Consider the following 12796-nt stretch of genomic DNA (forward strand, 5'->3'; position numbering starts at 1 on the left):
GTGACGCATCACCGGTGACGATGCACCGTGAACACATGGGCCGGCTCGTAGTAGGGGTCGAGCCGGACGGCGTTGTGTTGTCCCCAGTCGAAGGTCGCGCCGGTGATCTCATCGCGCACCGTGAACCGCTCGTGCCAGTCGAAACCGAGCGCGGGCATGTCCAGTGTCGTGTTACCCCACTGCACGTTGTGTGAATCCAGCGACACGACGACGAGGACGGTGTCGTCGGTCTCGGGGTCGCGCTTGGACCAGCACAGCATCTGCTCGTTGTCGATGCCGTGGAACACCGTGTTGCGCAGCCGCTGCAGCGCCTTGTGCTCGCGGCGCACGGTGTTGAGCCGGCGCAGGTACGGCGCGAGGGACTCGCCGTTGCGCTCGGCGGCCTCCCAGTCGCGGGGGCGCAGCTGGAACTTCTCGTTGTCCAGGTACTCCTCGGCGCCCGGGCGCGGCAGGTGCTCGAAGAGCTCGAAGCCCGCGTACATGCCCCAGGACGGGCTCAGCAGCGAGGCGAGCACGGCCCGGATCTTGAACATCGGCGGCCCGCCCTGCTGCAGGTGCACGGGCAGGATGTCGGGCGTGTTGGGCCAGAAGTTCGGGCGCATGTAGTCCGCGGCCGCGATGAGCTCGTTGACGTATTCGCGGATCTCCCAGCCCTCGACGCGCCAGGTGAAGTACGTGTACGACTGCGTGAAGCCGACCTTGCCCAGCCCGTGCATCATCGCCGGGCGGGTGAACGCCTCGGCGAGGAACAGCACGTCGGGATCGACCGCCTTGACCTCGCCGATGAGCCAGTGCCAGAAGCCCACCGGCTTCGTGTGCGGGTTGTCGACCCGGAAGATCTTCACGCCCTGCTCGACCCAGTGCAGGACCACGCGCAGGATCTCGGCGCGGATGCCCTCGGGGTCGTTGTCGAAGTTGAGCGGGTAGATGTCCTGGTACTTCTTCGGCGGGTTCTCGGCGTAGGCGATGGTGCCGTCGGCGCGGGTGGTGAACCACTCCGGGTGCTCGGTGACCCACGGGTGGTCGGGCGCGCACTGCAGCGCCAGGTCCATGGCGATCTCCACGCCGGCGCCGTGCGCCGCGCCGATGAACGCCTTGAAGTCGGCGAGGGTGCCGAGGTCCGGGTGGATGGCGTCGTGCCCGCCCTCGGCCGCGCCGATCGCCCACGGGGAGCCGACGTCCTCGGGGCCGGCGACCAGGGTGTTGTTCGGGCCCTTACGGTTGCTGCGGCCGATCGGGTGGATCGGCGGGAGGTACACGACGTCGAACCCCATCGCCGCGACCTGCGCCAGGCGCGGCGTGGCGGAGGCGAACGTGCCGTGCTTGACCGGCTTGCCGCGCTCGTCCACGACGGCGCCCTCGGAGCGCGGGAAGAACTCGTACCAGGCCGAGAACAGCGCCCGCTCCCGGTCGCACCACAGCGGCAGCGCGTCGCCGCGGGTCACCTGCTGGCGCAGCGGGTGGCGCCACAGCACGTCGGTGAGGCCCAGCGCCGGCGACACCCGCGCGAACAGCGGGATGTCGGCGTCGTCGAGGGCGCCGGCCGCGCCGAGGACCCGCCCGCGCTCCTCGCCGGGCATGTCCGCGGCCGCCTCGCGCAGCAGGGCCGCGCCCTCGGCCAGGTCGTTGGCGAGGTCCTCGAGGCCCTGGCCGGCGGCGATCTTCTTGGACACGGCGCTGTGCCAGGTGAGGTACGGGTCGCTGAACGCCTCGATGGCGAACTGCCACGCGCCGACCGCGTCGGGCCGGATCTCGCCGAGCCAGGAGTCGGTGCCGGCCGGGCCGGGGCGCAGCCGGTTGAACGGCCGCTGCGTGCCGTCGGGCGCGATGAGCACGACGTTGCAGCCCATCATCGCGTGGCCCTCGCGGTACGACACCGCGGAGACCGGCACCGCCTCGCCGACGACGGCCTTGGCCGCGAAGCGACCGCCCTCGATCTGCGGCGTGACCTGTTCGATGGGGAACCGCTGGCCGACTCCGACCGCCGGGGCGTGGAAGGACGCCGCCGGCGACTCGGCCGTCTCCTGGGGCTCGACCGGTTCCTCGGACAGCGCGATCTCCGTTTCGGTCGCTTTTGTGGTCGCGATCTCCGTCTTGAGCGCCTCAGGGGGATTGCCCATGATCCTCACCGTATCGAATTGTCGCGGTTGCTGCACGGGAAGCTACGGCTCGACGCGCTGACCTTTGCCCACCACGACGATGCCGCCCTCGGAAACGGTGAACCGCTCACGGTCGCGCTCGAGGTCGACGCCGATCTCGGCGCCCTCGGGCACGACGACGTTCTTGTCCAGGATGGCGTTGCGCACCACGGCGTGCCGCCCGATGTCGACGCCCTCCATGAGCACCGAGCCCTCGACGTGGGCCCAGGAGTGCACCTTCACGTTCGGGGAGACCACCGAGTTCTCCACCAGCGAGCCGGAGATGACCGCGCCGGGGGAGATCATCGAGCCGATCGCCCGGCCGACGCGCTCGCCCCAGCCGTGCACGAACTTGGCCGGCGGCCACGGGCTGTTCCCGGTGTAGATCGGCCAGTCGTAGTTGTAGAGGTTGAAGACCGGCTGCACCGAGATGAGGTCCATGTTGGCCTCGTAGTACGAGTCCAGCGTCCCGACGTCGCGCCAGTAGCCGCGGTCGCGCTCGGAGCTGCCCGGGACCACGTTCGTGCTGAAGTCGTAGACGGCGGCGTCGTTCTTCTCCACGAAGTACGGAATGATGTTGCCGCCCATGTCGTGCTTGCTGGACGCGTCCTGCGCGTCCCGGGTCACCGCGTCGATGAGCGCGTCGGTGGTGAACACGTAGTTGCCCATCGAGGCGAAGATCTCGCCGGGGCTGTCCGGCAGGCCCCGGGCGTCCTTGGGCTTCTCGCGGAAGGCGCTGATCTGCCGGCCGCCCCCGCCGACCTCGATCACCCCGAACTGGTCGGCGGTCGACAGCGGCTGGCGGATGCCGGCCACCGTGGCGGCCGCCCCGGACTCGATGTGCTGGCGCACCATCTGCTCCGGGTCCATCCGGTAGATGTGGTCCGCGCCGAAGACGATGACGTAGTCGGGCCGCTCGTCGTTGATGAGGTTCAGGCTCTGGTAGATGGCGTCGGCGGAGCCGGCGAACCAGCGCGGGCCCAGGCGCTGCTGCGCGGGCACCGGCGTCACGTAGTTGCCCAGCAGCGTCGACATCCGCCAGGTCTTCGTGACGTGCCGGTCCAGCGAGTGCGACTTGTACTGGGTCAGCACGACCATCTTGAGATAGCCGCCGTTGGCCAGGTTGGACAGCACGAAGTCGATCAGGCGGTAGATGCCGCCGAACGGCACCGCGGGCTTGGCCCGGTCGGTGGTCAAGGGCATGAGCCGCTTGCCCTCGCCTCCGGCGAGGACGATCGCGAGGACGTTCTTGGCAGCCATGGGCCAGACGCTAAACGTGTCCGGCGTGTTGCGCCAGACGAACAGCAATTAGTGTTTGGGGCGTGCGAGTAGACCTGCTCACCCGAGAATACCCGCCCGACGTCTACGGCGGCGCCGGCGTGCACCTGGAGTATCTGGCCCGCGAGCTTCGCAACCTGCGCTCGGCCCCGCTGGACGTGCGCGTGCACTGCTTCGGAGCGCCGCGCGCCGAGGCCGGGGTGACCGGGTACGCCGACCCCGCGGGGCTGGCCGGGGCCAACGCCGCCCTGCGCACCATGGGCGTCGACCTGGAGATGGCCGCCGGGTGCGCCGGCACCGACGTCGTGCACAGCCACACCTGGTACGCGAATCTGGCCGGGCACGTCGCCAAGCTGCTGCACGGGGTGCCGCACGTGGTGACCACGCACAGCCTCGAGCCGCTGCGCCCGTGGAAGGCCGAGCAGCTCGGCGGCGGGTATGCGCTGTCGTCGTGGTGCGAGCGGACCGCGATCGAGGCCGCCGACGCCGTCATCGCCGTGTCCGCCGGGATGAAGGCCGACGTGCTGCGCGCCTACCCCGGCGTCGACCCGGACAAGGTGCACGTCGTCTACAACGGCATCGACACGGCCCAGTACGCGCCGGACCCGGCGACCGACGTGCTGGAGCGCCTCGGCATCGACCCGCAGCGGCCCAGCGTCGTCTACGTCGGGCGGATCACGCGGCAGAAGGGGTTGCCGTACCTGTTGCGCGCCGCCCGGTCGCTGCCGGCGGACACCCAGATCGTCCTGCTGGCCGGCGCCCCCGACACGCCGGAGATCGCGGCCGAGGTCACCGCCCTGGCCGACGAGCTCAAGGCGACCCGCTCCGGGGTCGTGTGGGTGCAGGAGATGCTGCCCAAGCGCGAGGTCATCCAGGTCCTCACGCACGCCACCCTGTTCGTCTGCCCGTCGATCTACGAGCCGATGGGCATCGTGAACCTCGAGGCGATGGCCTGCCAGACGGCGGTCGTGGCGACCGCGACCGGCGGCATCCCCGAGGTCGTCGCCGACCGCGAGACCGGGCTGCTGGTGCCGATCGAGCAGGTCGCGGACGGCTCCGGCACGCCGCTGGACCCCGACCGGTTCGTGGCCGACCTCGCCGACGCGATGACGGCGCTGCTGGAGGACCCGGCGCGGGCGGCCGCGTTCGGCCGGGCCGGTCGGCAGCGGGCCGTGGACCACTTCTCCTGGGCGGCGATCGCCGACCGGACCCTGGCGGTGTATCAGTCCATCACGTGATCGGCGATGAGCTGGCTGATCGCCTCCGGCTGCTCGACGTTGGCCAGATGGGCGGCGTTCGGTACCACCACGAGACGGCTGGTGCGGACCCGGCGCTCGATCAGCTCACCGTGCTCCGGCGGCGTGGCCGGATCGTCCGCCCCGGCGATCACGAGGGTCGGGGCGGCGATGCGGTCCAGGTCGGCGCGCAGGTCCATGGCGGCGATCGCCTCGCAGCCGCCCGCGTAGCCCTCGGCCGGGCAGGCGGCGATCATCGCCCGGTAGGGCGCGACCCGGGCCGGCAGCGCGGCGCGGAAGCGGGGCGTGAACCACCGGCCGAGCACCGCGTCCGCGACCGGCTGCATCCCCACGGCCCGCACCTGCCGCGCCCGGTCCAGCCAGCTCCCGGCGGGCGGCAGGTGGGCCGAGGTGCAGATCAGCACCAGGCGCTCGATGCGCTCCGGGGCGTTGGCGGCCAGCCACATGCCCACCATGCCGCCCAGGGACAGGCCGCAGTAGCTCGCCCGCTCGATCCCGAGGCGGTCGAGCAGGGCGAGGACGTCGCGGCCGAGGTCTTCGATGCGGTACGGGCCCGGCGGGACCGGCGAGCCGCCGTGCCCGCGGTGGTCGAAGCGCACCACGCGCAGCCGGTCGCCGAAGCGCGTCAGCTGCGGCCGCCACATGTCGAGGTTGCTGCCCAGCGACCCGCCGAGCAGCAGGAAGGGCGCGCCGAGCGGGCCCGCGGTGCGTTGGAACAGCGTCGTTGCCGTCACCGGATTCTTGTATCACCTCGCTTCGCTCTCAGCGGAACGGGTTTGCCGTCATGTGGCGTTATCGTGGTTGCCAGTTCCCCGGGTAGGGCGCCTACCCGCGCTGTCCTCCGCGACGGCCAAGAGGCTTCGACTCAGCGCATCCACCTTCGTGTCGAGGGCGGGTGCTGCCCGCCGGAAGGCGTCGATGCCCTATGTTCGAGCGTTTCACCGACTCGGCCCGCCGCGCCGTCGTGCTGGCCCAGGAGTCGGCCCGCACCCTCAACCACAACTACCTCGGCTCCGAGCACCTGCTGCTGGGCCTGCTGATGGAGCACGACGGCCTCGGCGCGGCGGCCCTGCGCGCCGTCGGCGTCAGCCTGGAGCGGGCCCGCCACGAGGTCGAGGAGCTCGTCGGCCTGGGCGCGCAGGCCCCGGTCGCCAACATCCCGTTCACGCCCCGCGCCAGGAAGATCCTGGAGCTGGCCCTGCGCGAGTCGCTGCGGCTCGGCCACGACCGGGTCTGCACCGAGCACCTCCTGCTCGGCCTGATCCGCGAGGGGGAGGGCACCGCCGCCCAGGTCCTGATCCGCCTCGGCGCCGCCCCCAACGCGCTGCGGGCCCAGGTCATGGACGGTCTGACCGGCCACCCGTCGGCCCTGGGCCCGGCCGGCTCCGGCTCGTCGCCGCGCCCGGCGAGCCCGACGCTGGACCAGTTCGGCCACGACCTGACCGCCGACGCGCGCGACGGCACCCTCGACCCGGTGATCGGCCGCGACGCCGAGATCGAGCGGGTCGTGCAGATCCTCACCTGCCGGCGCAAGAACAACCCGATCCTCACCGGCGAGCCCGGCGTGGGCAAGACCGCCGTCGTCGAGGGCCTGGCCCAGCGCATCGTCGCCGGCTCGGTGCCGCCCGCGCTGACCGGCCGCAGCGTCTACTCGCTGGACCTCGGCGGCCTGGTGGCGGGCTCGCGCTACCGCGGCGACTTCGAGGAGCGCCTGCGCAAGGTCATCAAGGAGATCCGCACCCGCGGCGACGTCATCGTCTTCATCGACGAGATCCACACCCTGGTCGGCGCCGGCGCCGCCGAGGGCGCCATCGACGCCGCGGCGCTGCTCAAGCCGCTGCTGGCCCGTGGCGAGCTGCAGACGATCGGCGCGACGACGACGGAGGAGTATCGGCGGTACATCGCCAAGGACGGCGCCCTGGACCGCCGCTTCCAGCCGGTGACGATCGAGCCCCCGACGGTCCCCGAGTCGATCGCGATCCTGCGGGGCCTGCGCCCCGGCTACGAGTCCCACCACGGCGTGACCTACACGGACGACGCCTTGCGCGCGGCCGTGACGCTCGCCGACCGCTACGTGCCGGAGCGCCGCCTGCCGGACAAGGCCATCGACCTGCTGGACGAGTCCGGCGCGCGGGCGGCCCTGGCCTGCGCCCCCGTGGTGGACCGCGCCCGGATCGCGGAGGTCCTGGCCACCTGGACCGGCATCCCGGTGGGCGCCCTGTCCGCCGACGAGGCGACGCGCCTGCTGGGCCTGGAGCGCTCGGTGCACACGCGGGTGGTGGGCCAGGCCCACGCCGTGCGAGCCGTGGCCGACGCGGTGCGCCGCTCCCGGACGGGCCTGAGCGACCCGAAGCGCCCGACGGCGTCCTTCATCCTCGCGGGCCCGTCGGGCGTCGGGAAGTCCTCCCTGGCGAAGGCTCTGGCCGAGCACCTCTTCGGCACCGAGGAGGCCCTGATTCAGCTGGACATGTCGGAGTACCACGACCATCACACGGTCTCCCGCCTGGTCGGCGCCCCACCCGGCTACATCGGCCACGACGAGGGCGGCCAGCTGACGGAGCGGGTCCGCCGCCGCCCCTTCTCGGTCGTCCTCTTCGACGAGATCGAGAAGGCCCACCCGGACGTGTTCAACGCCCTGCTGCAGATCCTGGAGGACGGCCACTTGACCGACGCCCAGGGCCGCCGCGCCGACTTCCGCCACACCATCCTGATCCTGACGACCAACCTGGGCACGGCCACCACGCCGGCCGGCTTCGCCCCGGCGCACGCGCCACAGACTCCCACTCCTGCTCCAGCGGCCACTCCTGCTCCTGCCCCTGCTCCCACTTCGGCCCCGGACGCTCCGGCTCCTCCCGCTCGGACCGCTCCGGCTCCTTCGCGCATCGCACCGGTCGTGCGCTCCGCCGTCGACATGTCCTCGTCCCAGTCGACCTTCGCCCGCGACCTGCGCCGCCACTTCCGCCCGGAGTTCCTGAACCGCATCGACGACATCCTGGTCTTCCACCCCCTGACGCCGGACGACCTCCTGACGATCGTCGACCAGCACCTGACGCGAGTAGCCCTCGAACTCGACTCCCGCGGCATCACCCTGCTCGTGACAGACGAGGCCCGCCGCTACCTGGCAACGGCAGGCACGGACCCAGTGCTGGGCGCCCGCCCCGTGCGCCGAACCATCCGCCGCGAACTGGAGAACGAGCTGTCCACCCGCCTCCTGCAGGGCACCCTGAACCCCGGCGAAACCATCACGACCACCGCGGACGGGACCGGCCTGACCTTCACCGTCGCCCCCACCCGCACCCCACTCCCATCCGACGCCGACGACCGCCTCCCGGTCTGACGACCACGCCGATAGGAGCCCGAGCCCCGCCGCGCCCGCCGCGCCCCAGCTCACGTGGCGGCCGACAGTCGACGGTTTCCGGTATCCGAGCCTGCGGCACGCCGACGCCGACGCCGACGCCGCCGCGCCGCCGCGCCGCCGCGCACGCGGATACCGACGCCATCGACGCGGGCGCGGGAGTCGCCGTCGACGCGGGTGCGGTTGCGATTGCGGACGTAGAAGCCGACGCGCCAACGCGGTGCAGTGCGGGAGCCGACGCCGCCGTCGCGGGCACGGGAGCCGCAGACGCCGCCGACGCTGGTTGCGGTTGCGGAGGTGGGCGCCGACGCCGGTTGCGGGCGCGGGTGTGGAGCCGATGCCGACGCGGTTGGGAGTGCGGACGTAGGAGCCGACGCGCTACCGCGGTTGGGCGGGGGAGCCGACGCCGCCGTCGCGGTGCCGCCGCCGCGCACGCGGATGCCGACGCCATCGACACGGGCGCAGGAGCCGCCGCCGTCGCTGGGTGCGGGTGCGGGTGCGAGCGCAGGAGCCGCCGCCGTCGCTGGTTGCGGGTGCGGGCGTGGGAGACGCCGACGCCGACGCCGACGCCGACGCCGGTGCGGACGCGGACGCGGACCGCGCGGTGCCGCTGCCGTGCGCATGGACGCCGCCGTGGACGCGACGCAGATGCCGACGCCATCGACGCGGGCGCGGGGGCCGCCGGCGCGGGAGCCGCCGGCACCGCCGTCGCGATGCCGCCGCCGACGCCGGTGCGGGTGCCGTCGCGGTGCCGCCGCCGCGCACGCGGACGCCGACCTGGACGCGATGCGGATGCCGACGCCATCGACGCGGGCGCGGGACCGCCGACGTGGGAGCCGCCGGCACCGCCGTCGCGATGCCGCCGCCGACGCCGGTGCGGGTGCGGACGCCGCGGTGCCGCTGCCGTGCACGTGGACGCCGACCTGGGCGCGACGCGGATGCGATGCCATCGGCGGGAGTGGGAGCCGACCGCGGGTGCGGACGCCGGAACCGCCGGCGCCGCGGACGCCGGAACCGCCGGCGCCGCGGGGCCGACAGCGGGCGCCGGGCTCCGGCTGGCCGCCGAAGACCAGCGGCCGGCCGGAGCGTGGGAGCGCCGACGAACTCGTGCCGCCGCGGCCGCCGAAGCCGCGCAGGGTGAAACCGGCCAACCCGCTCGCCACACCGCGACCACGAAACTCAGCGGTGCGCGGCTTGGCGCCAGCGTCGTTGTCGGGGTTCGCGGCCGGGTACGTCGACGCGGACGGCCGCGAGCGGCGCGACGGCCTGGTAGAGGCCGGCCGCGGTGGCGTTCGAGTCGGTGCCGCCGGTGCGCTCGTTCCCGGTGTTTCGGGGTCAGCGCCACAACACCAGGTTGTGGTGGTCGGCTACGACCGGCGGTCTGCCGGCCCGCGACGAGTAGGCTGATCGTTCGCCATCGCAGGGGGGAGGCCGGCGTGGACTATGGCGACAAGCTCTTCTGGCTCTCGGTTGTGATTCAACGCAAGTACGCGCAGATCTGCGCCGAGTTCGACCTGACCCCCTCGCAGGCCACGCTGCTTTGCGCAGTCAGGAACGAGCCGCGGCAGATGGCTGATCTCGCCGCGTCGTTGGGTATGACCAAGAACGCATTGAGCCAGCTGGTCGATCGCACTGCGCGGCGCGAGTTGGTCGGCCGGGCAAGTTCGGCGCGGGACCGGCGGGTCGTCATGCTCAGTGCGACGCCCACGGGGAAGGTGCTCGGTGAGGCCGTTTACGCCGAGTTCGCCAAGCGCCTGCCCGAGATCGCCAGGAACCTCGACGCCGACGACCAGCGCGACTTCGAGCGCGTGGCCACCGCCATCGTGGACACCTCGGACCTCTCGTCGCCCACCTCGAACCACACCATCACACCGTGAGGTCCCGCTCACCCGCACCTTGACGAGGTTCATGGCGTGAACTAGTTTCGTTCATGCCATGAACTAGTGAGGGGTGGCGGCGATGAGCGCACAGCCGACCGGCACGATCGCAGTCTTCGGCGCGACGGGGCAACAGGGCGGGGCGGTGGTCGACGCGCTGCTGGAGCACAAGGCGCGGGTGCGGGCTTTGGTCCGCAACCCGCAGTCCGACCGGGCTCAGGCGCTGGCCGCCCGCGGCGTCGAGCTGGCGGCCGTCCGGGCCGACGACCCGGCGTCGCTGGCCGCCGCGCTGGCGACGGTCGAGGCGTTCTCCTTCATGACCCCGGAGGCGAACAGCCTCGACGAGGTCGAGGCGGAAATCCGCATCGGGACCGCGCTCGTCGACGCGGCGGTCGAGGCGGGCGTCCCGCACGTCGTGTTCAACTCGGTCTTCGGAGCGGACCGGGAGTCGGGTGTGCCGCACCACGACTCGAAACACTGGATCGAGGAGCACCTGAGGAAGTCCGGCCTGAGGGCCGTGATGGTTCGCCCGACCGCCTTCATGGAGAACTTCGCGAGCGTGATGGCGCCGAGCCTGGAGCATGGGGAGATCGTGCTGAGGCTGCCGCTGCCGGAGGACGTCGCCCTGAAGATGATCTCGGTCAGGGACATCGGCCGGGTCGCCGCCGCGCTCCTGCTCGGCACCGCGGAGGCGCCCGGCGGAGTCGTCGAGCTCGTCGGCGACGAGCTGACAGGGCCCCAGATCGCCGCGGCGTTCGGCGCGCGCGCCGGGCTCCCGGCACGGTACGAGGTTCTCCCGTTGAGCGTGCTTCCCAGCGACCTGGACAAGGCGATGTTCCGCCAGTTCGCGGAGGCGGCGGAGCACCCTTCGGACCTCGCGGTGGTGCGCTCGATCGAGTCGGCCACCCTGGACCTGGTCGAGTGGATCCGAGCTACCGGCTGGACCGCGCCCACAAACGTGGCTGGTTCCTGAGCCTCCCGCCGTGATGAAGGCCCCGGGATCGTGCCCACGGTCTCGGCGCTCTGGGCGCGGCAACGCATCCGCCGACGGTTGCAGTCGTCACGAAGCTCCCGGGGCGTGCCCGAGGCCGACACCGGCACTGATAGCGCGGCGATCCGACCGATCCCGCCGCCGACGGCGCGGCCAGTGGCGCGCGCGGCCACTCGCGGTGCGGCCACCGGAGCAGGCATTGATGGCGCGGCGATCCGACCGATCCCGCCGCCGACGGCGCGGCCAGTGGCGCGCGCGGCCACTCGCGGTGCGGCCACCGGAGCAGGCATTGATGGCGCGGCGACCTGACCGATCCCGCCGCCGACGGCGCGGCCAGTGGCGCGCGCAGCCACTCGCGGTGCGGCCACCGGAGCAGGCATTGAAGGCGCCCCGACCCGACCGATCCCGCCACCGACCCGGCGGCGGACGCGTCCACCCCGGCCGATCCGTGCCGCGCAGGTTCCGTTCGGCGAGGGCCGGCGCCCGGCGTGGCCAGCCCGATTGGCTGCGTGCGACCAGCAGTGAGCCGAGGGGCGGTCCGGTCCCTCGCGGCGGACCCAGTCGGCACGACCGCGAAGAGCAGGGGCAGCCCGCGGCCGGTCGGTCGCGGGCAGCTAGTTCGGGCGCGTTGGCTGGGGTGCGATGCGGTGCGGTGCCGGCCGGGCCGTGGTGGTGCTGGCGGCGTGTCTCAGTGGGTGAGGGCGGGGGCGTCGGACTCTTGGCCGGGGAGCACGACGAGGTCGGCCGGCGGGAGCGTTCGCGTCGCGGGGTCGTCGTCGAAGGAGATGTCGTAGGCGATCGGGGGGCCGGTCGCCGACCACTGGGCGCCGAGGATCGTGCCCTCGCTGTGCGGGGTTGTGCCTGGCCTGCGGACTCGGGTGCCCGGTGCGTGGCCGTCCTCGGTGACGACGAGGAGGGCGTCGAGGGTTTGGCGGGCGCCCTGCCAGGGGGCCGGGGGGACCTGGGGGTCGCCGGCCGGGTTCTCCGTCGGGGTGCACAGGCGGCGGTGGGCGAGGGTCAGCAGGTCGGCGGCGTAGCGGGTGGACGGTTCGGCGTGGTGCTGGGCCGCGGCCAGGGCGGCGTCGATGCGGTGCCAGCGGGCGGCGGGGCGGTCCGACAGCAGCGCCCGGGCGGCTCGGTCCAGGTCGGCGCAGGTGGTGTCGACGGCGGTCTCCTCGCCGAGTTCGGCGGTCCAGGCGAGGTCGAGCGGGGACGGGACCAGGCCGGGGGACTCGTGGGCGATCGCCAGATACACCATGGCGAGCAGCTCCGGGCGGAGGTCGCCGGCGTAGAAGTGCAGGCCGGCCGTCTCGCCGGGTGGGAAGCGGTCGGTCAGGTGCCGGGCGCGGCCCGTCGGGATGCGGGCGGCGATCCTCGTGGTGGCCAGCTTGTCGGCGGGTGTGCGGGCCTCGCGGGCCGCGACGGTCCAGCGGTCCCGGGACAGGGCCGCCGGGTAGACGGTGCGGCCCGTGTTGGCCAGGGTCTCGCCGGGGGACAGGGCCGCGGCGGCGAGTTGGCGGGCGGCGATCGAGTAGGCGACGCCGGTCTGGGCGGCATGGGCGCGCACGGCTCGGCGGCGGGCCCGGTCGCGGCCGGAGCGGGACCTCGGGCGGGTGCGTGGTGCCGCCGGGGGAGTGGAGACCGGGGCGGCCGGGCCGGTGCCGGGCTCGGCGGGCAGCGCAGCAGATGAGGTCGCGGGGGCGGGAGAGGGCTGCTCCGGCGGGGGTGGTGGGGTCTGGTCCTGCGGCTGGTCGGCCATCTCGAGTCCTCCGGCGTCGACCCACGCTCGCACCGATCGGACGGCTGATGCCTCCCGTCGGGCAGGGTTTGGCGCTGCCCGGGCCGGTGCGCTGAGTCGGAGCCTCTTGGCCTCGGTCCCGGTCGGCGTGGGCGGCCGGGGA

The 12796-nt window shown here is 73.1% G+C and carries 8 protein-coding genes; 4 read left to right on the forward strand and 4 right to left on the reverse strand.

Annotated features, from left to right (window positions below):
- Positions 1 to 8 precede the first annotated feature (8 nt).
- Together ACQP2P_RS17155 and glgC are read right to left on the reverse strand one after the other, a co-directional pair.
- Positions 9 to 2120 carry an alpha-1,4-glucan--maltose-1-phosphate maltosyltransferase gene (locus tag ACQP2P_RS17155; RefSeq protein ID WP_433617208.1) on the reverse strand — a complete coding sequence of 704 codons (2112 nt, stop codon included), beginning with the start codon at positions 2118 to 2120 and terminating at the stop codon, positions 9 to 11.
- 42 nt (positions 2121 to 2162) lie between these two features.
- On the reverse strand, positions 2163 to 3398 hold the full coding sequence (glgC, locus tag ACQP2P_RS17160; protein WP_433617210.1) for a glucose-1-phosphate adenylyltransferase: 1236 nt from the start codon (positions 3396 to 3398) through the stop codon (positions 2163 to 2165).
- Positions 3399 to 3460: 62 nt separating this feature from the next.
- On the opposite strand from glgC, the gene glgA reads away from it, so the two are divergent.
- Positions 3461 to 4654: a glycogen synthase gene (gene glgA, locus ACQP2P_RS17165; protein WP_433076386.1), complete on the forward strand. Its 1194-nt coding sequence runs from the start codon at positions 3461 to 3463 to the stop codon at positions 4652 to 4654.
- Here the strand turns inward: glgA and pcaD are convergent.
- Positions 4639 to 5406 carry a 3-oxoadipate enol-lactonase gene (pcaD, locus tag ACQP2P_RS17170; protein WP_433617212.1) on the reverse strand — a complete coding sequence of 256 codons (768 nt, stop codon included), beginning with the start codon at positions 5404 to 5406 and terminating at the stop codon, positions 4639 to 4641. The genes glgA and pcaD overlap by 16 nt on opposite strands.
- A gap of 191 nt (positions 5407 to 5597) precedes the next feature.
- Between pcaD and ACQP2P_RS17175 the strand changes: the two genes are divergently transcribed.
- The 3 genes from ACQP2P_RS17175 to ACQP2P_RS17185 all read left to right on the forward strand — a co-directional run bounded on the left by ACQP2P_RS17175 (position 5598) and on the right by ACQP2P_RS17185 (position 10877).
- Positions 5598 to 8009, forward strand: coding sequence for an ATP-dependent Clp protease ATP-binding subunit (locus tag ACQP2P_RS17175; RefSeq protein ID WP_433617214.1), 2412 nt, complete (start codon positions 5598 to 5600; stop codon positions 8007 to 8009).
- A 1454-nt stretch (positions 8010 to 9463) separates the two neighbouring features.
- A complete protein-coding gene (locus tag ACQP2P_RS17180; RefSeq protein WP_433617216.1) occupies positions 9464 to 9904 on the forward strand; it encodes a MarR family winged helix-turn-helix transcriptional regulator in 441 nt (146 codons plus the stop codon).
- 82 nt (positions 9905 to 9986) lie between these two features.
- Positions 9987 to 10877, forward strand: coding sequence for an NmrA family NAD(P)-binding protein (locus tag ACQP2P_RS17185; protein ID WP_433617218.1), 891 nt, complete (start codon positions 9987 to 9989; stop codon positions 10875 to 10877).
- A 706-nt stretch (positions 10878 to 11583) separates the two neighbouring features.
- On the opposite strand, the gene ACQP2P_RS17190 is transcribed toward ACQP2P_RS17185, so the two are convergent.
- A complete protein-coding gene (locus tag ACQP2P_RS17190; RefSeq protein ID WP_433617220.1) occupies positions 11584 to 12654 on the reverse strand; it encodes a hypothetical protein in 1071 nt (356 codons plus the stop codon).
- Between the last annotated feature and the right edge of the window lie 142 nt (positions 12655 to 12796).

It is taken from the genome of Dactylosporangium sp. CA-139114 (genome assembly GCF_050955725.1).
Classification (GTDB): domain Bacteria; phylum Actinomycetota; class Actinomycetes; order Mycobacteriales; family Micromonosporaceae; genus Dactylosporangium.

Bases quoted from the DNA above. Each gene is read 5' to 3' on its own strand.
- ACQP2P_RS17190 (WP_433617220.1), bottom strand. From the start codon at position 12,654: ATGGCCGACCAGCCGCAGGACCAGACCCCACCACCCCCGCCGGAGCAG.
- ACQP2P_RS17175 (WP_433617214.1), top strand. From the start codon at position 5,598: ATGTTCGAGCGTTTCACCGACTCGGCCCGCCGCGCCGTCGTGCTGGCC.
- ACQP2P_RS17155 (WP_433617208.1), bottom strand. From the start codon at position 2,120: ATGGGCAATCCCCCTGAGGCGCTCAAGACGGAGATCGCGACCACAAAA.
- glgC (WP_433617210.1), bottom strand. From the start codon at position 3,398: ATGGCTGCCAAGAACGTCCTCGCGATCGTCCTCGCCGGAGGCGAGGGC.
- ACQP2P_RS17185 (WP_433617218.1), top strand. From the start codon at position 9,987: ATGAGCGCACAGCCGACCGGCACGATCGCAGTCTTCGGCGCGACGGGG.